This is a genomic window from Seinonella peptonophila, assembly GCF_900129355.1.
GTDB lineage: Bacteria > Bacillota > Bacilli > Thermoactinomycetales > Thermoactinomycetaceae > Seinonella > Seinonella peptonophila.
On sequence record NZ_FQVL01000014.1, the window covers coordinates 1 to 21,539 of the forward strand.

The following is a 21,539-nucleotide window of genomic DNA, read 5'->3' on the forward strand; positions in this document are numbered from 1 at the left end:
TTTTCTGTCAATTTGACAGTCTGATCAGCGTACTTCGCTCGATCGACCAGTGGCTCCCAGATGGGAATCTCAATGATAATCAGCAATTTTATTTCTGTTTTATTTTATCATATCTTGATTAGCAGGATATACCAACAGCTTATTGACAATGTCATTTGATCTAATCATGATCGAGGTGCCCGACGGCACTTCGGTTGACAAGTTTGTTCATTGTGCTACATTGCTTTTTGGGGTTTATAATTTGAAATGAAATCTATCAATTCTTGTAAAAAATGATTGTGATCCAAGCAAATATAGGAGAAATATGTCGTAAAATGATGAATATTTCAAGTATCGTAGCGTGAAATCGCGTATTTTTTTCAAAGATTGGCTCCAAATATTATTACACCTATGTTACAATATAATTACATTTTTAATTGAGTCTAGATACTGCAAATCATCCAAATAGCTAAATAATACTACAAAGTTACATAGTGATGACAAAAGGGAAAGTATGGAAATAAAGAAAACTGAATCTTACATTTCCAGTATATTTTGTTTGGAAGTGATGGAAGTTGGGAAAAAGGAAAACATAAACGATAAGTTGCATAGGTTGGGTAAGAGGTGAATCGGATGAGCATCCTGATATGTCTAGATCCGGGACATGGAGGAACTGATCGAGGGTCTATAGGTTTTTCTTCTATAGAGAAAGATATTTGCCTTGATATAGCATATCGAGTAGAGAGAAAATTAAAGCGATATGAAGGCATGAAAGTCATTTTAACGAGATCGTTTGATCTCAATCGTACAGCAGAAGAAAGAAGCGAGTGGGCAAATCGAAGTAAAGCCGATTTGTTGATCAGTCTTCATAGTAACGCTGCGACCGATTCTACCCTGTCGGGTTTTACTTCATATGTAAGTGTTCTTGCAGGCGCAAGAACGAGGCGAATTCAGTGCTGGTTGCATAATCAAATAACATATTTTTTACGGCAGCGAGGTGTACAGGACTTAGGCAAAAAAAATGATACAGAGTCAATGACCGGTTCTCTGCATGTTTTGCAACTATCACGAATGCCAGCGATTGCATTAGGTTCATTATTTATGACGAACCCACAGGACCATCGTTTGTTAAGCGATAATAATTTCCTGGATCAATATTCAAGTTGTATTGCAAGTGGATTAGCTAGCATTTTCCGTTGCCCGGAAAAACAAACCACAGCATCAGAAGTATATGATTACTTTTTATAGGACTGATTCTTTATACTATTACATCAAACCCTCTGGTGCGCACCAGAGGGTTATTTCGTAGAGGATTGAGTTTGATTACTCAGCCCAGACTTCGACCTTGCTCATCCGCGTCCCTTGGCGCATGTTTTGTGCAGCCTCAAGACCAGAAGTAACTTGTCCGAAGACAGTATGTACACCATCTAGATGGGGTTGGGGTTGATGGACAATAAAGAACTGACTTGATCCAGTATCTTTCCCTGCATGAGCCATGGAAAGCGCTCCAGGGACATGAGTATGGGGATTTCCTTCCGTTTCACAAGGAATATTCTTTCCTGATCCACCTGTCCCATTGCCAAATGGACAACCGCCTTGACTTACGAAGCCAGGGATTACGCGATGGAAGTTTAAACCATCGTAGAAGCCTTTTTCTGCGAGCATTTTAAAATTTTCCACCGTAGTGGGAGCTTCCTCAGGAAAGAAGTCTATGAGTATCTCTTCACCTGTTTCTAATAAAATCCTACCTTTGATTGCCATGTATATGCCTCCTTTGCAAACTAACTCCTCTATCAGTCTATCCGAAAGAGTACGCCTACTTCAAGCGTTAGCTAAGTGGGTGGTGAATTTCAGTTCGACGTTAGCCGAAAGGCATTTGTTCCGAACGTTTGATCTTTTTTGTTCTCTATTATATAATCAGCTCCAATAGTAAAAATATTCCATTTAACTAAGTTGATGCTCCCATCGATGTAGCGAAACGTCGAGAATCAAGGAGATAAGTGAGATGAAAACAGATGCACAAGGCATTACGGAAGATTTGCATGTGAAGAATCTGGTCAAAAATCACAACTTAGCCAATACACCATTATTCAACTCGAATCGTAGGTCGTCCCACCGAATGATAGGTGATACGGAAGATACGGGCCAGTTTTTGTGCTCGCTTATATGGAAACAGGTTTCGTCCATCAAACAGATTGGAAATTCGAAATCGTTGAAGGAGTGACCAGTCAAGCTGTTGGAAATCTTCCCAATCTGTTGCAATGATAACCGCTTTGCTACCTTTGATTGCATCTTCAATTGTCTGGGCTAGCTGTAGTTGTTTGCATGGAGTGTCTTTGATCACAGGGTCATATGCCTGGACAATTGCCCCTCGTTGCAAGAGCAGCTCGGCTAGATACATGGCTTGTGATGCTTGAAGATCATTGGTATTTGGTTTAAAAGTAAGTCCTAATAAAGCGATTGGACATCCTTTTAAATCACCTAGCTCTGACTCAATTCGTTGTAATAAGAAATGGGGTTGTTGTTCATTGATTTGTGTAGTTGATGCTAGTAATGGAGACTCAGCTAATGTGGATAAAGCTGTTAGGTCTTTTGGAAGGCAAGGACCGCCATAGCCAAGCCCTGCTTGCAGGAATTGTGGACCAATCCGGGGATCACTTCCCAATCCTATAGAGATTTCTTCAATGTTTGCCCCAACCTGCTCAGCAAAATTAGCCATTTGATTAATAAATGAAATTTTTGTTGCCAGAAAAGCATTTGCTCCCAACTTGATTAGTTCTGCACTTGCTGGCGTACAATATTGAAATAGATGGCTCTTTTTTTGAAAAGGATGGTAAAGTTGTTGAATGACGGCTTGGCTATCTTCATGATGTAAACCAAAAATCAATCGATTTGGATGCTGAAAGTCTTCTATCGCATTACCTTGTCGTAAAAATTCTGGATGACAGATTACATCCTCCACCCGATCTTGTAAACGGTGATAAATTTGCGTTGTGGTTCCGGGCGGTACCGTACTTTTGATCAATAAGTAAGGTGGTAAAATAGGTAAAGATACCAGATCTTCGAGCGCTTGCCAAAGTTGATTGAGGTCGAGCTTACCTTCTGTAGAGATCGGTGTACCCACTGCGAGTAGAATCAATTCACACTGGCTGATTGCCTCTGTCAATGTTGAATGTACCAGGAAATGCTCGCTTGCCAAAGTATCTTGAAGTAACTGATCTAGTGCTGGTTCATAGAAAGGGGGAACGCCCTCTTTTATCTGTTTCACTTTTTTTTCATCTTGATCAAATCCATAAACCTGATGTCCCCAATTCACCAAGCAACATGCGGTAACGAGTCCGACATGACCAAGTCCGATGATGGCTATTTTCATTGTGTCCTCCATTTCGATATCAATGATTCATGTTACTACGTGCTTTTCTATCCAACGGTTTAGCATCTCCCGATAAAGGGGATCAAGTTCAGCATAAATCAGGTTGGCACGGAAAAGATCGGTTGGTGAATAAAGTGGAGCATGTTCACCATAAAAATGGTATGCTAACATGGGTTGTTGTTGGTTATACTGCTGTAAGATTTCAATAAGTGTCAGTTCATCTTTTGACTGGCGAATCTGTTCGAAGACCGAAGATTGCAAAATATAACGTCCCGCCGAAACAAATGTGTTCTCCCCTTGCTTTCGTCCAACTGTTACAATGGGGGCCGTTTCGCCTGGTGAGATTTGTGTTTCTGAGGAGTGCAGCCATATCCCTTCACCAGTATGGTCAGTTGTGGGTGTATGAATGCCTATAAGTGAACATCCCCATTCTTCATGTTGACGGAGTAATTGTTTAGAAGAAGTAGGATATGGATGACAGGGTGAGATGAGATGCTCACTTTCTACTAATAGGAATGGTTCATCACGAATCCATGTTGCAGCTTCTAGTAATGGATGACCTGTGCCATTTTCTCGATATCGAATCACTTGAATTGAGCGTTGTTTTAGTTTATCAAGTTCATCTTTCTTGCGAAAAGCTTTTTCGCTTGTTAATAAGGTTTCCCATTCTAGATGTCTTGTGAAATGATCTTCTATTTGCTGCTTTTGGAAACCTGCGATGATCAATATTTGCTCTATGCCTGCTTGCTCAAGCTCTTCCACAATCCATTGAATAACAGGCTTATGGAGTATTGGAAGCATTTCTTTAGCAATGACTTTGCTGCTAGGGAGATAGGAGAGACTCAACCGATAGGCAAGTATGACTGCCTGATTGACCGAGGCTTGCATTTGCTTCATCCTTTCTACGGTCGAGAAAGAGCAGCAAATTAGCTGCTGCTCTGTCATATGTTTTTTATGATTGATCAGCAGAGAGGCGTCGACCTTCTTCTAGAATCGTTTGTTCCACTTGATTGATTAATTCGATTCCATTTTCTAACTGCTGCATTTTTTTAAGATCAGGTTCAAGAAATTGCACTTTTCCCCCTTGATTCGTGTTTACGAAGCGTGCAACACTTTGAAGCCATTCGTTTCCGTCTTGCATGATTCCATACACAATGATATAAAAGGGGTGTTGCGCTTCTTCCAGGCCACGGATTTCAACTTGAAACATTTTATCACCTCAATTTAGTAGCTATTGTATCAATAGCGCTAAAAAGATGCCACATGTCTTTCTCTCCAATTGATTGTAATCGCTTTATTAATATTGTAATTTTTATTTTACATAAGAGGTTTCTTGACTAATAATGTCGAACTCTTGCGGTAGAATCGTTAAGGGTCTCCGTGTTCGAGGGGGTATAAAATGCATCTAGATAAACTGAACCAGAAAGAGGTTAAACAGCTATTTGAAGCCGTCCTACAGTTAAAGAATATTGATGAATGTTATCAGTTTTTTGATGATCTCTGTACGGTTGGTGAAATCAAATCGATGGCCCAGCGGTTAGAAGTAGCTCGGATGTTGGGAAAAGGCTATACGTATAGCCAGATCGAAGGAGAGACGGGTGCCAGTACAGCAACAATCTCTCGTGTTAAGCGCTGTTTACACTATGGAACTGGTGGTTATCAACTTGCACTGGATCGTTTGGAAGAAAGCTAATGTCATCTGTATACCTCGCCACGAAATGCGAGGTTTTCTTTTTCGTTGTGTATAATGAGGATGTATGAGTTGGAGGGTCCTTCATGTTGGATAAGAAGATAAGACGGTGGAGGCATGTGTTTAAGTTAGATCCGAATCGCATGTTATCTGATCTTGCTTTAGAGATGATCTGTAAATCAGATACAGATGCGATCATTATTGGTGGAACAGACGGGATTACATATGAAAATACCCAACAACTTTTGGATCGTGTACGAAAATATCCTGTTTTTTGTGTACAAGAAATTTCAAAAATCGATGCTGTCGTGCCTGGATTTGATGGTTATTTGATTCCTGCGGTACTCAACTCAGGTGATACAAATTGGTTTCTCGGTGCTCATCATCAAGCATTAAAGGCGTATGGTGACTTTATTCCTTGGAATCATGTATTACTTGAAGGATATCTTACTTGCAATCCAGAGGCAAAGGTAAGTCGAGTTACAAAGGCAAATACAGATTTAACAGTTGATGACTGTGTGGCCTATGTTCGTTTAGCAGATCGGCTCTATCGACTTCCTATTTTTTATATAGAATATAGTGGAACTTTTGGTGATGTTGAAATCGTCAAAGCTGCACGATCTGAAGTAAGTTCAGCAAGGCTCTTTTATGGTGGTGGCTTAACGACAGAGGAGCAAGTAAAAACAATGGCACCTCATGTAGATACGATTGTTGTTGGTAATTTAATCTATTTTAATGCCCAACGAGCAGTACAGACAGTTGCTTGGGTAAAGAAAAATCAGCAGAGAAAAAAGGTAAAAAGAAGCCAAGTTAAAAAAAGACAGAAGTAATTTTTTTGATCAATTCTCGAACGAAGAGGAAATCTGAACCTTTGTTCGATAAAATGAAAGAGTAGATTTTGTCTAAGCATATGAAGTAATCAGGGTAAGAAGGGAAAGGGGGGTTCCATTCGGTACTAGCAAACGATAGTGCTGAATGAAATATATGAACGCATCATCAAAGCACAAAGAACAGTTACTAGCGGGCCTTAACCCACGACAGCAAGAAGCAGTAGAGACAACAGATGGTCCTGTGGCTGTGATCGCAGGAGCTGGAAGCGGCAAAACCAGAGTACTAACCCATCGTGTCGCATATCTGCTCGCTGAGAAACAGATACATCCATGGAATATCTTAGCGATTACTTTTACAAATAAGGCTGCAAAAGAGATGAAAGAGCGGATCCAACAGTTGGTTGGACATCAAGCGGAAGATATATGGATTTCTACTTTTCATGCGATGTGTGTGCGTATTCTCCGCCGAGATGGTGATAAGATCGGTTATTCACGACAGTTTACAATTTTGGATACAACAGATCAACTAAATGTAATGAAGCAAATTTTAAAAGAAGAAAATATTGACCCCAAAAAGTTTGAACCTAGAGCCCTGTTGCATCGAATCAGTCAAGCAAAAAATAAACTGCGAACGTCCGATGAAATGCGTGTACATGCAAGCTCGCTGATTGAAGAAGTAGCAGCGGATATATATACAAGCTACCAGCAAAGGTTAAAGCAAAGTCAAGCAATGGATTTTGATGATTTACTCATGCAGACTGTGAAATTATTCGAAGTCGTTCCAGAGGTAAAAGAATATTATCAACGTAAATTTCAATATATTCATGTTGATGAATATCAAGATACCAATCATGTCCAATACAAATTGGTACAGTTGTTAGCCGAACATCATCAAAACATCTGTGTAGTAGGGGATTTTGATCAATCGATTTATCGTTTTCGAGGTGCTGATATTAATAATATTCTTGACTTTGAGAGCCACTATCCATCCGCTCGCTTGATCAAATTAGAACAAAACTACCGGTCAACACAAACAATCCTCAACGCGGCAAATCATCTGATTGATCATAATACGGAGCGAAAGCCAAAACAGTTATGGACAGAAAATGAAGCAGGAAAGCCGATACTTTTATATGAACTGTCGAATGAGCATGAAGAAGGTCAAATGATTGTAGAAACGATTCAGTCTGGTGTTGGTGAGCGGGGAGAGCAGTATCAAGATTATGCAGTTCTCTATCGTACAAATGCACAGTCGCGGGTTATTGAAGAGATGTTACGCAAGTCATTTATTCCTTATCAAGTAGTAGGTGGATTTAAGTTTTATGATCGTAAAGAGATTAAAGATGTTCTTGCCTATCTTCGTGTGATTGTGAATCCAGATGATGATCTAAACATGCGAAGAATTATTAATGTCCCCAAGCGTGGAATCGGAATTAGCTCGATGGAAAAGATCGATCAATATTGTAGTCGGCATCAACTATCACTTTTCCGAGCCTTATTAGAAGCTGAAATGATGGGATTAGGAAAACGAGTGATGCAGCCTCTACAGCAGTTCGTCAATTTGATTCGGCAGTTGCATGCTATGGTAGAATATCTCTCTGTGTCTGAAATGCTAGAGGAGGTCTTAAATCAATCAGGTTATCGTGAAACGCTTCGTAAAGACCCTTCCTTAGAGGCTGCGAGTCGCTTAGAAAATATTGAAGAGCTAGGCAGTGTTGTTGCTGAGTTTGAAAAAAAGAATCAGGATAAGTCCGTAGTTGCTTTCTTGACGGAGATCGCTTTGGTGGCAGATGTCGATTTACCAGGTTTGCAACCTGCGGATGAGCAAAATATCGATAATGTATCGTTAATGACATTGCATAGTGCAAAGGGATTAGAATTTCCTCATGTTTTTTTGGTTGGGATGGAAGAAGGCGTTTTTCCACATCAACGCTCCTTAGATGACGAGCGCGAGCTAGAAGAGGAACGACGACTTGCGTACGTAGGCATGACACGTGCACAAAAAGAGTTGGTTTTATCCCGAACACATAGTCGAACTCTCTATGGTCAGAGCAGTGCAAATCTACCTTCACGTTTTTTGAAGGAGATTCCAGCGGAGTATCTAGATTTGATCACACAGTCATCGACTCATTCACAAGTCATCTCTGTCCAAAATCAGCCACGTCCTGAACCAAGATTTGATTGGCGTTCTGGTGATCGAGTCAAACATCGTGCATGGGGAATTGGAACGATTGTTGCGGTCAATGGAGAGGGTGAGGGAACAGAATTAGATATCGCATTTCCTGAAATCGGTGTAAAGAAATTGCTGGCGCAATATGCACCCATCGAAAAATTTAATTGATGATCGGTTGATATTGAATGGAAGTGGGCGGTGAGTTCAATGGATATAGGACAGGCAAAACAACGTGTGGACGAATTAAAACAATGGATTGAAATACAAAACCATGCATATTATGTACTTGATCAACCACAGGTGAGTGATCAAGAATATGATCAGAAATTGCGTGAGCTGGTTCTGCTGGAGGAACAATTCCCATCATTAGTCACCAACGACTCACCGACTCAACGGGTTGGCGCTGAACCACTACCGTTCTTTAATAAAGTAAAGCACCAGGAGCCAATGTTAAGCCTAGGCAATGCCTTTAATGAAACAGATTTAAGAGAATTCGATCAACGTGTGAGAAAAGCATTACAAGTTGATCATGTTCACTATGTCTGTGAACTGAAAATCGATGGACTAGCTGTGGCAGCTCGCTATGAGGATGGTGTATATACCTTAGGTGCAACACGAGGAGATGGGGAAACAGGGGAAGAGATTACCCAAAATCTCAAAACGATACACTCTCTACCACTCCGCCTCAAAGAGTCGATCAGCTTAGAGGTGCGAGGAGAGGCATATATGCCTAAGGAACAATTTCTTAGACTGAATCAACAGCGTGCTGAAAGAGGGGAGCCACTACTAGCAAATCCGCGTAATGCTGGAGCTGGATCACTGCGTCAATTGGACCCAAAACTGGCAGCAGAGAGAAAGTTAGACATTTTTATCTATGCGGCTGTGTTACCAGTGGAGCAACAAGCAACCATCCAAAGCCATAGTCAGTTACTAGATCGCCTAGAAAAATGGGGGTTTAAGGTAAACCCCTGCCATGAAAAAGTGACTGACATTGAAGGAGTATTGCGCTTTGTGGAGAAATGGCAGGCAAAACGGACAGAGCTGCCTTATGAGATCGATGGAATTGTGATCAAGGTGGATCGGCTTGAATGGAGACAACGCATGGGCAATACGGCAAAAAGTCCACGTTGGGCAATTGCTTATAAGTTTCCTGCTGAATTGGTCGAAACCATTTTAATAGATATTGAGTTAAATGTTGGACGGACAGGGGTCGTGACCCCCATTGCTCTCTTGACACCTGTACAACTGGCAGGAACAACTGTAAAGCGAGCTTCCTTACATAATGAAGATATGATTCGAGAAAAAGGGTTGTTACTCGGTGATCATGTTGTGATTAAAAAAGCAGGGGATATTATTCCAGAAGTAGTAAAAGTGAACAAAGAGAAACGTACTGGAGATGAACGTCCTTTTGTGATGCCAACGCATTGCCCCGAATGTCAAAGTGAGCTTGTCCGTATTGAAGGTGAAGTCGCTTTGCGTTGTCAAAGTCCAGATTGTCCAGCACAGCTCATCGAAGGTCTGATTCATTTTGTATCACGCCCAGCGATGAATATTGAGGGATTGGGAGAAAAGGTAGTTCGCCAACTGTTTCAAGCGGGGTTGATTCATGATGTAGCTGATCTCTATTCCTTAAAAGAAGAGGAGTTGCTTGCGCTAGAACGGATGGGAGAGCGATCAGTCGAAAAGCTGTTGCAAGCAATTCAGACAAGCAAGTCGAATTCATTAGAAAGATTGCTCTTCGGTCTGGGGATTCGCTTTGTTGGGGCGAAAGGAGCCAAGATCCTTGCGCAGAAATTTGAAACGATGGATCAATTAAGAAATGCGACCTATGAGCAATTGATTGTGATTGATGAAATTGGACCAAAAATGGCGGAAAGTGTCCAGCTGTATTTTCAACAGGAAAAAGTGAAGGATTTGCTGATGCGTTTAGAAAAAGTAGGCTTAAATGTAACTTATACAGGTCCTAAATTGAGTCTAAAAGAGCATGAATTGACCGATAAACGAGTTGTTTTAACAGGGACATTAGAGAAATTGACCCGAAAAGAAGCGACTGAGCGATTAGAAGCGTTAGGAGCAAAGGTGACTGGAACTGTGAGCAAGAAGACTGACTTGTTAGTTGCGGGTGCGAATGCAGGATCGAAGCGGAAAAAAGCTGAACAGCTTGAAATTACCATATGGGATGAAACAAAGTTACTTGAAATGTTGGAGAAAAAGTAATATTTTTAGTAGCTCAATTGGTCTAATTGTGATATTTTCACTTCAGGATATTTCGGATATAGAAGTAGAACCTCTATAAACGCGTTGAAAGGAAGTATTTTACCTTGCGCCGTTATTTATTGAGCTTGCTCGCCGTTTGTCTTATTGGTTTGGCAATTTACCAATATTATCAACCAGTCTCAATCGTTGATGTGATTACAAATGAGAAGTTGGAAATAGCCGCTGATAACTTGAATAAGCGGCATCCAATGAAGACGTTAGAGCTTTCTGACTATGCAAAAAGTCAGGGGGTTACTTTGCAGAGCCCCCTATATCAACAATTCGCAACAAATCAAGTTGTTAATCTCCAAGGAAGAATTTCCCTGCCGAAGCAGTATCCTACACAGTTTGTATGGGTGCAAATCGATTATAAAGGTACAGAATCAAAAGCAGATTTTTTACAGACTTTTCATTATTACATTCCAATAAAAAATGATCAGTTTCAGCAATCGTTAACCCTTCAGGCAGGCAAGGGTGAGTATCAAGTTACCGTTCGCATGCCTTCCAATGAGAAGAAGGAAAAGTTTTATACACTTACTTCATTTGAAGTGACAAATGTAAACCCAGAAATAAATCGTGAAATTAGCTATAACCTGAAAGGACGAGAGAGTCAGCTACAATTATCCAAGCCTGCGTTTGGTTTAGTCAAAACGAGTCGATTGGTGCAGATTTCAGGTAGCATCAAGGAAAAACAGTTACTTGTGCAGTTAAGAAAAGGTGATCAGGTCTGGAGAAAAACATATGCTGTACATGATGGAAGGTTTGACGAATCGATTCCATTGTTGTATGGCGATGGAATTCATGAAGTAAAATTGATGGTACCTGATCATAAGAAAGCAGGGTACTTTGTCGAAGGAGCCCTCTTCTATGTGCAAAATACGTCGCCACAAGTGTCAAAACCAATTGAATATACACGACTTTATTATGAGAAAGGAATCCGTCTAACGAACCCTTTGTCAAGTGGTGATCAAGCAGACCTTACGTATCCAATTGCAGGCACGATTGACCCCAGTAAGCCGGGGACTGACCAGATCAATCATGTAGTGGTTCAGACAGAAAAAGGAAAAGAGAAAGCGACCTACTTTATACCTGTTCATCAGTATCGTTTCGATGGTAACTTTTGGTTTCGGTTTGGTCCAGGCACTTATCGTGTTATTCTCTATATACCTGATGCGTCAACTACAAACCGGGATTATTTCCGATTTCTTGGTGTTGCCAGTTTTCAGGTTACCAGTCATGTGTTGACTGATCAACGAGATTTGTTGCCTAGTCGAGGTATCCAATCCGATAATCCGCAAATTTACCAATTAGCAAAACAGGTCACCCAAGGTGCCAAAACTGATTATAAAAAAGCGCGGAAAATTTATGACTATGTAGCAACAATGATGACTTATGATATGTATAAGCTCCGGCATAATAGCTTTGCTTGGGATGATAGCGCACTAAAGTCGCTTCAGGAACGAAAAGGTGTCTGCCAAGATTATGTGTTCTTAGCCATTGCCATGTTACGATCCCTTGATATCCCTTCACGATTTGTAGAAGGTGAAGCAGGAAATCAACGACATGCATGGGTTGAAGTAAAGATAGGGGATCATTGGATCAGTATGGACCCCACCTGGGGATCTGGTTATATTACACCAAACGGGAAGTTTGTAAAGAAGTATGATTCAAATTATTTTAATCCTAGTAAAAGATATTTAAATAAAACGCATAAGCGAACTGGGGTTGTCTACTGAGCAAAGAAGGACGTAAAAGTTACACCTACTTACGAATAATTTTTTAAGTGAATATGGATACAAATTTATGATATATCCCTTATAATAATGTAATATTCTCTTCGATGTAATGTAATATTGCTGTAACTTTTCCAAAAAAGAACGCACGTATGAGATGAGTTTAAGCTATAATGTTGGAGTATATGATGACAGAGTCATTGCAGGGAATTATTTATTAATCAAAGAAAATCGGATTAAATATAGTGTTTGGACTGTAAGGTCAGGAGGTTTCGAACGAATGGATGATTTTCAAAGAGGAAGTAATCCACTCAGCCCGCTTCCCGCTCGACGACAAACAAAACGTGTGGGCAGATCGAGTGGAAAAGGAGGAGGGGGCGGATTTCGCAGGCTATTTAACTGGAAGTGGCTTTTGCTGGTTCTGCTCACTACAGTACTCCTGATCATCGGTGGCTGTTCAGCTCTCTTGATGCAAGGACAGACTATTGATCTGGATAAGATGGGCAAAATTGACTATTCTTCGACCATTTATGATAAGAATGGGAAGCCCGTCACTAAAGTTGGTAAAGAGATGCGTGAGTTTGTAAAAATTAGTGATATAGAGAAGGTAAATCCAGGATTACCTGAGGCTTTTGTGAAAGTGGAAGATGCTCGTTTTTATGAACATACAGGTGTCGACTATTATGGTCTTTTGCGTGCCGTCTGGGAGAATATCAAAAGTGTAGGTTCTCAGGGTGCTAGTACGATTACAATGCAGGTAGCTGGGAACGTGATCTTAGAAAACCGGGAAAAGAAATTTTCACGGAAAGCAGCCGAGATCGCAACAGCATTTAACTTGGAAAAAAAGTACAATAAAAAGCAAATATTAGAAGCCTATATTAATTATATCGCCTTTGGTAACGGCATGTATGGAATTCAAATGGCTTCTAAATTTTACTTTGGAAAAGATGTTACAAAGGATAAGTTAGAGCCACATGAAATCGCTTATTTAGCAGGATTGCCAAAAGCACCATATACTTATAACTGTTTTAGCCAAAAGAAGAAAAAACGCGATAAAGCATTAGTACGACGCAATGTTGTATTAGGAGAAATGGCAGAAGATTATATTCGTCCTCCAATCATTACAAAAGAGCAATTGGAGAAAGAGAAAGCAATGCCATTAGGCTGTAAGCCAGAAGCAAAAGAGAAAGTATTAAAATCAGCGAAGTTATCCGATAAATTTGCTGCCTATAAGGAAGTCTTAGTTCAGGAAATCATCGAACGTTATGGCATTCCTGAAAATGACATTGCAAGTAAGGGATATCGTATCTATACAGGACTTGACCCGAAAACGCAGATGAAGACATCCGATATCTTAAAGCAAGATAGTATATATAAAAACCACAATGATCTAGATGGTGGTTCGATTACACTTGATCCGAATACAGGATTGATTGCTGCTGTTGGTGGAGGAAGGAAATATGTAGGACGAGGTTTCCTTAATCAGGGTGCTGAGGTCAAGGTGCAGCCAGGTTCCTCTATTAAACCCCTTACCGTTTATGGACCTGCCGTTGAGGAATCAGATGGGAAAGTAAACGAAAACTCGATTCTACAAGATACACCGATTCAGATTGGTAGTTGGAAGCCGAAAAACTCTCACGGTGGTCCCAAAGGGCCTGTCCCAATGATGGAAACGGTGAAGAATTCGTTGAATTTAAGTACGATTCATCTATTAAAAGAAAAAGTAACGCTGCCTAGTGCATATCGCTATGCACAGAAGTTTGGACTACAGCCTAAACCGAACGATGAATCATATGCTCCAATGGCGTTAGGTGGTTTAACAGATGGTGTTTCAGCGATTCAGATGGCACAAGCATATTCAGTTTTCGTTAACAAAGGGGAAATGATTGAAGCACATACGGTGGCCAAGATCACAGTAGATACTGATCGTTCAGATGAATGGACAGAAATTGCACCTAAGCGTGAGCCTAAGAAGGAGCAGATCTTCAAGAAGAAAACGGCTTACTATATGACACGGATGTTAAAAGAGGTTATCAACTCGGGTACAGGAACGGCGGCAAAACTGGGTGATGGTCGTCCGGTTGCTGGGAAGACTGGTACTACCAATAGTGGGAAAGAGGCTTATTTTGTCGGTTATACGCCTCAATATGTAACAGCATCCTTTGTCTATAACACAGGGAAAGATAAGAATGATCATATCGCCCTGTCTGGTGGGAAGTACCCAGCAGTAATGTTTAAGGAAATTATGGATGCAGCTCACAAAGGTTTACCAGTGAAAAACTTTGATTCCTGGGGTATCGAAGATCCACCAGTTCCATATCAACTAAAAGGTCCAGCGCTTAGTGGACACTTTGATGCAGGTCAGAAAGCGATTGTGCTGAACTGGTCAGCAGGTCCAGCAGGTCGTGTCACTTATGAGATCTTCCGCGATGGACAGTCAATCGGGCAAACATCAAGTAATAGCTTTGTTGATCCTAACATTGATGTACCAAATGGTGGAATCTTAGGTGCTATCTTTGGCGGTAAGTCGTATAAGTACAAGGTTGTTGCGACAGATACACAAACACAGGAAAAAGCGGAGTCAAATGAGCTAACTGTCAAAGTTGAAAAAGGTGGAGATAACCAAAATCAACCACCTGATTGTTCCAAACCGGAGAATGCAAGTAAACCAGAGTGTCAAAATCAACCCCCTGACTGCTCTAAACCTGAGAATATGGGCAAACCTGAATGTCAACATCAAGATAATGGCAACCAGGGAAATCAGGGAGATCAAAATAACAACGGTAACACCAATAATGATGGCGGCATCTTTAATAATCATGGTGGCGACCAAAACGGCAATAACAATGGTAACAACAACGGACAAAACAATAACAACAATGGCAATGGCAATGGACAAAACAATAACGATAATGACGATGGCGGCATGTTCCCTGGATAGTGAAAACAGAAGCACTTCTTCTTAATGAAGGAGTGCTTTTTTTGTTCTAAACATGACGACACATAACATAAACTAGGACAAACTTGGTTTCTCAATGGTCATAAACAAAGGGTTGGAGGGTATATTTTGAAACGCTGGATGTTAGCTTTCCGGATCGGATTTACGTATATTGGTACAGTTGTTGGGGCTGGTTTTGCTTCAGGGCAAGAGATATACCAATTTTTCAGTGTATTCGGCAAATATAGTTTATGGGCCATTTTGTTAGCTGTATTTCTATTTGCTTGGCTAGGAACGCGAATGATGATGATTGGCGCTCGTTTAAATGCTTCATCATATCAAGAATTTAATCATTATTTATTTGGAAATCGCTTTGGAAAATGGATGAATGGATTTGTCGCGGTCATCCTGTTTGGTGTGATCACAGCCATGCTCTCTGGAACAGGAGCGCTAGCAAAGGAACAATTAGGACTCTCTTTTCATATTGGGGTTTGGATCACGATTGGGTTAGCATTTTTAGTCATTTTAAAGGGAATGGATGGCATACTCTCTATTAATTCCCTTGTTGTGCCTTTTATGCTTTTTTTTACATGTTTGATTGGCATTCAAAGTTTACAGGCTCCCGGATGGTCTGAAATTTTCCATCTACCAGTGGTAAATCGAGATGGGCATTGGATGTTATCTGCTGTTTCCTATGTTGCGTTTAATTTAGCGATGTCGCAAGCTGTATTGGTGCCGTTGGGTGGCGAAATTCAGGATGCAAAATTACTTCGACTGGGAGGTTGGATTGGCGGAGTTGGTTTAGGGATTATGCTTTGGATTAGCAATATAGCAATGCAATTGCGATTTGAAGATATCCGTTCTGTAGAAATTCCAATGGCTGTTGTAATCGGAACACTTGGTGTATGGATTAAATACTTTTTTCTAGCAGTGATGTGGGGAGAGATTTTTACCACATTGATTGGAAATATATATGGCCTAGCTGCATATTTAAGACAAATTTGGGGGCTGAAAGAGATGACGTGGATTTGTTTCATCTTCATTAGCACTTATTTTTGCTCATTAGTTGGATTTCCTGTATTGATTAGTTACTTATATCCATTCTTTGGCTATCTTGGATTTATGGTTTTATTACTACTGATCGTTCGTCAAAAACCTGTACGATGTTAGAGATAGGGGAGGAGAAGAATGGCAATTTTCATCTCAATTGTAGTTGCTTATTTACTCGGTGTCCTTCCCTTTGAATACCTATGGCGGTATTATTTTTGGCCTAATCCTATATGGTTATGGATTATTAATTGTGCAAAGGGCGTTGCTGCCGTTCTTTTTGCTTGGTTTTATGTAGGTCCAATCGTTGCCTACTTTTGTGCAATTGTAGTTGTGATCGGGCATATGTATCCATTTTATTCTAATTATAGTCGCTCTGGTTTAATGGTTGCGACGGGCGCCTTGATTATTTTAAGCCCGATAATCTTGATTATTGCCTATGCTGTCTTTCTCCTCAGCCTACTCGTTTTTCGCCGCCCACAACTTTCGCTATCATTGGCAGTAACTGCTTTTTTCATTTTCTCAATCGTCATGGCAACCAGTTTAACATTATGGTTTCTCTTTTTTATCTTAGGTATTTTTCTATGCTCCCGCTCACTCGTGAAAGGGTGGTTTCCACGTTAAGCATACTTACTCTAGCGACGCGAAATGCGAGTATGATATCATTTTAGAAACAGATAAATAAAGAGGCGAGAACATGTTATTAACCATTACATATACGGGTCAGTCAGCGGATGATCTTGGTTATTTGTTGCATAAAAACCCTACTCGTGTACAAGAGTTTTCTTTATCATTTGGAAAAGCATTTGTTTTCTATCCTGTGGTGAAAGAGGAACAATGTACCGTAGCGCTTACGCTTGATTTAGATACAATCGGATTATTGCGTAGACAAAAACAAGAGCAGCTCCAATCGTTGCAACATTATGTGAATGATCGCCCTTATGTGATGTCCTCTTTTTTTAGTGTGGCGATTGCGCAAGTCTTTGGAACAGCCTTAAATGGACGCTGTCAGGAAAGACCTGAGTTAGTGGATCAACCACTTGCACTGGAGGCTACGTTATCTGTTGTCTCTTCTCGTGGCGGAGAAGAATTGTTACGGAAGTTATTTGAACCATTAGGATATGATTGCCAACTTGAAAATATACTGCTTGACCCTCATTTTCCTGAGTGGGGACAGAGTTCTTATTTTCGCCTTCATCTCAAACAGAAAATTTGTCTAAAAGATTTATTATCACATCTCTATGTTTTATTACCTGTGTTAGATCGAAATAAGCATTATTGGGTTCAGCAGGATGAGCAGGAGAAGTTATTGCGTCATGGTGAGCAGTGGTTAGTCTCCCATCCAGAACGAAAGCTAATCGTCAGGCGCTATTTAAAACGTCGTAATCTGGCAGAACCGATCATAGAAGCTTTGGAGCAACATGGAAATCAAGCACCAGAACCAGCAGTAACAGTGTCAAATGAGGAAGAGAAAGTGCCGCTTAATCGGCTTCGTTTGCGTGCTGTAACAGAAGAGCTGACTGCTGTTCAGGCAAAGAAAATTCTTGATCTAGGCTGTGGCAGTGGAAAACTGATCCAACATCTTCTGCGAAAGCAAGTTGGAGAAAAAATAATAGGTGTTGATCCAGCTTATTCTGTATTAACAATTGCAAAAAATCGTCTGAAAAAGATTGAAACAAAGGCAATGGTAGAACTCGTTTCGGGGTCTGTCTTTTACCGTGATGATAGGTTACGGGATTTTGATGCCGCGGTTTTGATGGAAGTGATTGAACACTTGGAACCCAACCGACTGCGAGATATGGAAGAAGTTTGTTTCTCATATCTTCGTCCACGTCTTTTTATCGTGACAACGCCAAATCAAGAGTATAACGTGATGTATTCAGGTTTGGAGGCTGGTGAATATCGTCATGGTGATCATCGCTTTGAGTGGACACGGGCGGAGTTTCGAGCTTGGGCGGAGCAAGTCTCAAAACGCCATCAATATGAGCTGCGTTTAACAGGAATAGGTGAAGAAGCAAAAGATGTTGGACAACCAACCCAAATGGCGGTCTTTTATTTGCAGGAGGATAGAAACTAATGGAAATTCGTATACCTGAATCATCACTTGTTGTTTTGATCGGTCCGTCAGCAGCAGGAAAATCAACATTTGCACATCATCATTTTTTGCCAAGTGAAATTCTTTCTTCTGATGCATTTCGACTGATGATCACCAATGATATGAGTGATCAATCAGCTTCTGCTGATGCTTTTGAATTATTGCATCATGCACTCCGTAAACGATTAGCGCGTAATTTGCTAACAGTGGTTGATGCTACAAATCTACAAGTGGAGGCACGGCAGGAACTATTAACAATTGCTAAAGAATATCAGGTGCCTACAGTATCCATTTTATTTGATTTACCGGATGAAAGCGTATATGCACAAAATCGACTGCGAGGAGAGCAGAGCTTAGCACCGCATGTAATCAGACGACATATGTTTTTATTGAAAAAAACCCGGCGAATATTGCGTCATGAACGGTTTCGCTATCGTTATCAATTTCATTCGGTGGAAGAGATGAATCAAGTACGAGTGATTCGAACTCCTTTAAGAGTGGATAGGCGTTTAGAGAGAGGACCTTTTGATATAATTGGTGATACGCACGGGTGTTTGTCTGAACTGTTAGAGTTGCTTTCAAAACTTGGCTATCAGGTGACACAAGTTGAACAAGAGGATCGAACTTTTTATCGAGCCAGACATCCTCAAGAGCGTAAATTGCTATTTTTAGGTGATTTGGTAGATCGAGGCCCCGATTCCCCTGGTGTGATTGATCTCGTTCGTGACTTGGTCAATGCTGGGATTGCACTTGTGGTAAGTGGAAACCATGATCAGAAGTTAGTTCGCTATTTGCATGGAAAGAGAGTAGAGCTTGCTTTTGGTATTGAACAAACAATTGAACAAATGAAAAATCGATCAGAATCATGGAAGAAGGAAGCATTACACTTTTTAGAGGGTTTGCCCAGTCATTATGTCTTGGATGCAGGGAGATTGGTAATCGCTCATGCTGGATTACCAGAACAGCTTCAAGGACGTACAGGAGGGCGGGTGCGAAACTTTGCTCTTTATGGTGAGACTGCAAAAGGCTTAGATCAGTATGGATTGCCCATCCGAATCAATTGGGCTGAATCGTATCGTGGAGATGCATTGGTCTTATATGGTCATACACCTGTGTTAGAACCAACGTTTTATCATAACACCTTAAATATTGATACAGGATGTGTATTTGGCGGTAAATTAACAGCTCTCCGCTATCCAGAAAGGGAGCTTGTCAGTGTACCTGCTAAGGAGACTTATGCTGATCCTAGACGGCCTTTTCGTACCCCCAATGAGATTGCTCCTGGAATTGATGGGTCACTATATACCCGTGATTTATTGGAATCTTTACGGATCAAGTCTCGTTTTCACCCTGTGGTGAATATTCGTAATGAACAGGCTTTAGCTGCATTTGAAGAGATGAACCGTTTTGCAATTGACCCAAGATGGCTAATCTATTTACCACCGACGATGTCTCCATCTGAAACATCTTCGGAATCGGGCTATTTAGAACATCCACTTGATGCTTTTCGTTATTATCAACAGCGTGGAATTGAGCAGGTGATCTGTGAAGAGAAGCATATGGGTTCACGGGCGATTGTGATTGTTTGTAAAACGCCAGAAGTAGCAGTCTCGCGATTTCGGCTTGAACAACCGAGTTCTGGAATCATTTATTCCAGAACGGGGCGTCGCTTTTTTGATGATGAACATTTAGAACAAGCAATGTTATCGCGAATTGCAACAGCAATGGAAAAAGCGGGTTTCTGGGAGCAATTTCATACCGATTGGGCCTGTCTAGACTGTGAATTAATGCCCTGGTCAGCGAAAGCGCAAGGGTTATTAAAAAATCAATACGCTGCTGTTGGTGCTGCAGCAGAACATGCATTACAAGATGTCGTTAGTCAGCTCAATCTAGCAAAAGAGAGTGGAAGAGAGGTTGATCAACTTCTATCATTATATGAAGAGAAACAGAAACAAGCCCATCTCTTCCGCAGCGCATATCGGCAGTATTGCTGGCCTGTAAATCGGTTAGAGGATTATAAATTAGCACCTTTTCATCTGATGGCAACAGAGGGTAAAGTTTATGATGAACAGAACCATCTTTGGCATATGCAGGCACTGGCTGATATTTGTAAACATGATGAAGAATTATTGATGACTACAGCAACACGAATTGTTCATCTGCAAAATGAAGAAGAAGTAAATGAAGCCATTCAATGGTGGATAAAGCAGACAGAACAAGGCGGCGAAGGCATGGTCGTAAAGCCTGAACAATTTTTAGTTCGGGGGGAGAAGGGATTAATTCAACCTGCCATTAAGTGCCGTGGACAGGAATATTTACGGATCATCTATGGACCAGAATATAACGCTCCACACAATTTAGAACGACTTCGTAAGAGAGGACTAAAGAAAAAGCGTTCACTTGCTGTACGTGAATTTGCTTTGGGACTGGAATCATTGAATCGTTTTGTAGAGCGAGAGCCCTTATACCGGGTTCATGAATGTGTCTTTGCCATACTTGCGCTAGAAGCGGAGCCAATTGATCCGCGTCTATAGGAGAGAAGAGCCCAGTTCTACAGAATGGGCTCTTCTCTTGCTTTTTTGATTGGATTGATCCATAATTTAGGTTTTTTCCACCTATTCGTTAGATGTTGCGAAAGTTTTCTTTTGGAATGGTTTCTCTCTTGTTCTTTTTCTCCCATTGAAAACAGATAATAGGCAAGGGGTAAAGAGAGTTTTCTATCTTTTTCAATCAGTAGGCTGGCCATTTCAACCCATTTTTGATTATGGGTCATAGATTGGACTAGCTGCCTTGAGATTGGATGACTAAAAATGCTTAAATCAGAAATGGTTAGTTGATTATAAAAAGAGACTTCTTTTGGATGCGAAATCGTCCTTGGATCATTTAATGGGATATACTGATAGGGATGCTTTCTTTGAAGTCGTCTTCGCTGGATTATATTCCATCTATAAAGTATTTTGGCGTTTCGTAACCTTGCAATCTGACGAAGTTCTCGGTCAAATAACTTTAGAAAATCAGGTGAATGTATATACGATATATATTCAGCTCGAAATTGAGCTGGTGTATAGGCTTGGACTTTATGTTCGGGCGTTGTTTGTTGATTTTTGTTTTTCAGTCTTTGGATATAGGCTCTTTTTTCCTCAGTGGTCATCCGATCATACTTCGCTATATCACGCTTTAATTTATAACGATACATGAGACTCCGAGGTCCACGTAAACGTGTAGAACCTATAAAAGGCTTTTCTCTATCTTTTTGAAGAGCATGTTGATCTTTTCGTCCAAATATAAAATCCTCAAGCAGTGGTGTTAGTAAATTAATAGTATATAATTGTGCTTTTTGATTGTTAGGAGAATGATAGTTCTTTACAAAGTGCTGTTCTGCCCGTTTTTTAAATAAGTAAGTGGTCAGAAACATCTTCAGATTC

At 40.6% G+C, this 21,539-nt stretch carries 16 protein-coding genes; 11 read left to right on the forward strand and 5 right to left on the reverse strand.

Features of this window, described 5'->3' with window-relative positions; all coding sequences use genetic code 11:
• The first annotated feature begins 612 nt into the window (after positions 1-612).
• The gene (locus BUB71_RS15915) at positions 613-1,227 is read left to right on the forward strand and encodes an N-acetylmuramoyl-L-alanine amidase family protein (protein WP_073157076.1); all 615 of its coding nucleotides are present in this window, start codon (positions 613-615) and stop codon (positions 1,225-1,227) included.
• 75 nt (positions 1,228-1,302) lie between these two features.
• Here BUB71_RS15915 and BUB71_RS15920 read toward each other — a convergent pair whose 3' ends face one another.
• The 4 genes from BUB71_RS15920 to BUB71_RS15935 all read right to left on the reverse strand — a co-directional run bounded on the left by BUB71_RS15920 (position 1,303) and on the right by BUB71_RS15935 (position 4,562).
• Positions 1,303-1,740 (reverse strand): peptidylprolyl isomerase, encoded by a 438-nt coding sequence (locus BUB71_RS15920; RefSeq protein ID WP_073157079.1) that lies wholly within the window; start codon positions 1,738-1,740, stop codon positions 1,303-1,305.
• Between the two features lie 325 nt (positions 1,741-2,065).
• Entirely contained in the window at positions 2,066-3,352 is a 1,287-nt protein-coding gene (locus tag BUB71_RS15925) for a UDP-glucose dehydrogenase family protein (RefSeq protein WP_073157083.1), read from the reverse strand.
• Positions 3,353-3,379: 27 nt separating this feature from the next.
• Complete coding sequence (locus tag BUB71_RS15930) at positions 3,380-4,240, reverse strand: sugar phosphate nucleotidyltransferase (protein ID WP_073157086.1); 861 nt, start codon at positions 4,238-4,240, stop codon at positions 3,380-3,382.
• 64 nt (positions 4,241-4,304) lie between these two features.
• Positions 4,305-4,562 (reverse strand): hypothetical protein, encoded by a 258-nt coding sequence (locus BUB71_RS15935; RefSeq protein ID WP_073157089.1) that lies wholly within the window; start codon positions 4,560-4,562, stop codon positions 4,305-4,307.
• 189 nt (positions 4,563-4,751) lie between these two features.
• Between BUB71_RS15935 and BUB71_RS15940 the strand changes: the two genes are divergently transcribed.
• The 10 genes from BUB71_RS15940 to BUB71_RS15985 all read left to right on the forward strand — a co-directional run bounded on the left by BUB71_RS15940 (position 4,752) and on the right by BUB71_RS15985 (position 20,648).
• Positions 4,752-5,045 (forward strand): YerC/YecD family TrpR-related protein, encoded by a 294-nt coding sequence (locus BUB71_RS15940; RefSeq protein WP_073157092.1) that lies wholly within the window; start codon positions 4,752-4,754, stop codon positions 5,043-5,045.
• 83 nt (positions 5,046-5,128) lie between these two features.
• Positions 5,129-5,872 (forward strand): heptaprenylglyceryl phosphate synthase, encoded by a 744-nt coding sequence (gene pcrB, locus BUB71_RS15945; protein ID WP_073157096.1) that lies wholly within the window; start codon positions 5,129-5,131, stop codon positions 5,870-5,872.
• 154 nt (positions 5,873-6,026) lie between these two features.
• Positions 6,027-8,213: a DNA helicase PcrA gene (gene pcrA, locus BUB71_RS15950; protein WP_073157292.1), complete on the forward strand. Its 2,187-nt coding sequence runs from the start codon at positions 6,027-6,029 to the stop codon at positions 8,211-8,213.
• 39 nt (positions 8,214-8,252) lie between these two features.
• On the forward strand, positions 8,253-10,262 hold the full coding sequence (ligA, locus tag BUB71_RS15955) for an NAD-dependent DNA ligase LigA (protein WP_073157099.1): 2,010 nt from the start codon (positions 8,253-8,255) through the stop codon (positions 10,260-10,262).
• Between the two features lie 104 nt (positions 10,263-10,366).
• A complete protein-coding gene (locus BUB71_RS15960) occupies positions 10,367-12,037 on the forward strand; it encodes a transglutaminase-like domain-containing protein (protein WP_073157102.1) in 1,671 nt (556 codons plus the stop codon).
• A gap of 277 nt (positions 12,038-12,314) precedes the next feature.
• Complete coding sequence (locus tag BUB71_RS15965; protein ID WP_073157105.1) at positions 12,315-14,975, forward strand: transglycosylase domain-containing protein; 2,661 nt, start codon at positions 12,315-12,317, stop codon at positions 14,973-14,975.
• Positions 14,976-15,101: 126 nt separating this feature from the next.
• Positions 15,102-16,142, forward strand: coding sequence for a YkvI family membrane protein (locus BUB71_RS15970; RefSeq protein ID WP_073157108.1), 1,041 nt, complete (start codon positions 15,102-15,104; stop codon positions 16,140-16,142).
• An 18-nt stretch (positions 16,143-16,160) separates the two neighbouring features.
• Positions 16,161-16,643 (forward strand): glycerol-3-phosphate acyltransferase, encoded by a 483-nt coding sequence (locus BUB71_RS15975; protein ID WP_073157111.1) that lies wholly within the window; start codon positions 16,161-16,163, stop codon positions 16,641-16,643.
• Between the two features lie 73 nt (positions 16,644-16,716).
• A complete protein-coding gene (locus BUB71_RS15980; protein ID WP_073157115.1) occupies positions 16,717-18,096 on the forward strand; it encodes a 3' terminal RNA ribose 2'-O-methyltransferase Hen1 in 1,380 nt (459 codons plus the stop codon).
• Entirely contained in the window at positions 18,096-20,648 is a 2,553-nt protein-coding gene (locus BUB71_RS15985) for a polynucleotide kinase-phosphatase (protein WP_073157118.1), read from the forward strand. Before BUB71_RS15980 ends, BUB71_RS15985 begins: the two co-directional genes overlap by 1 nt.
• Positions 20,649-20,665: 17 nt before the next feature.
• Here the strand turns inward: BUB71_RS15985 and BUB71_RS15990 are convergent, their stop codons facing one another.
• Positions 20,666-21,529: a hypothetical protein gene (locus tag BUB71_RS15990; RefSeq protein ID WP_073157121.1), complete on the reverse strand. Its 864-nt coding sequence runs from the start codon at positions 21,527-21,529 to the stop codon at positions 20,666-20,668.
• Between the last annotated feature and the right edge of the window lie 10 nt (positions 21,530-21,539).

Bases quoted from the DNA above. Each gene is read 5' to 3' on its own strand.
- BUB71_RS15915 (WP_073157076.1), top strand. From the start codon at position 613: ATGAGCATCCTGATATGTCTAGATCCGGGACATGGAGGAACTGATCGA.
- BUB71_RS15920 (WP_073157079.1), bottom strand. From the start codon at position 1,740: ATGGCAATCAAAGGTAGGATTTTATTAGAAACAGGTGAAGAGATACTC.
- BUB71_RS15925 (WP_073157083.1), bottom strand. From the start codon at position 3,352: ATGAAAATAGCCATCATCGGACTTGGTCATGTCGGACTCGTTACCGCA.
- BUB71_RS15930 (WP_073157086.1), bottom strand. From the start codon at position 4,240: ATGCAAGCCTCGGTCAATCAGGCAGTCATACTTGCCTATCGGTTGAGT.
- BUB71_RS15935 (WP_073157089.1), bottom strand. From the start codon at position 4,562: ATGTTTCAAGTTGAAATCCGTGGCCTGGAAGAAGCGCAACACCCCTTT.
- BUB71_RS15940 (WP_073157092.1), top strand. From the start codon at position 4,752: ATGCATCTAGATAAACTGAACCAGAAAGAGGTTAAACAGCTATTTGAA.
- pcrB (WP_073157096.1), top strand. From the start codon at position 5,129: ATGTTGGATAAGAAGATAAGACGGTGGAGGCATGTGTTTAAGTTAGAT.
- pcrA (WP_073157292.1), top strand. From the start codon at position 6,027: ATGAACGCATCATCAAAGCACAAAGAACAGTTACTAGCGGGCCTTAAC.
- ligA (WP_073157099.1), top strand. From the start codon at position 8,253: ATGGATATAGGACAGGCAAAACAACGTGTGGACGAATTAAAACAATGG.
- BUB71_RS15965 (WP_073157105.1), top strand. From the start codon at position 12,315: ATGGATGATTTTCAAAGAGGAAGTAATCCACTCAGCCCGCTTCCCGCT.
- BUB71_RS15975 (WP_073157111.1), top strand. From the start codon at position 16,161: ATGGCAATTTTCATCTCAATTGTAGTTGCTTATTTACTCGGTGTCCTT.
- BUB71_RS15980 (WP_073157115.1), top strand. From the start codon at position 16,717: ATGTTATTAACCATTACATATACGGGTCAGTCAGCGGATGATCTTGGT.
- BUB71_RS15985 (WP_073157118.1), top strand. From the start codon at position 18,096: ATGGAAATTCGTATACCTGAATCATCACTTGTTGTTTTGATCGGTCCG.
- BUB71_RS15990 (WP_073157121.1), bottom strand. From the start codon at position 21,529: ATGTTTCTGACCACTTACTTATTTAAAAAACGGGCAGAACAGCACTTT.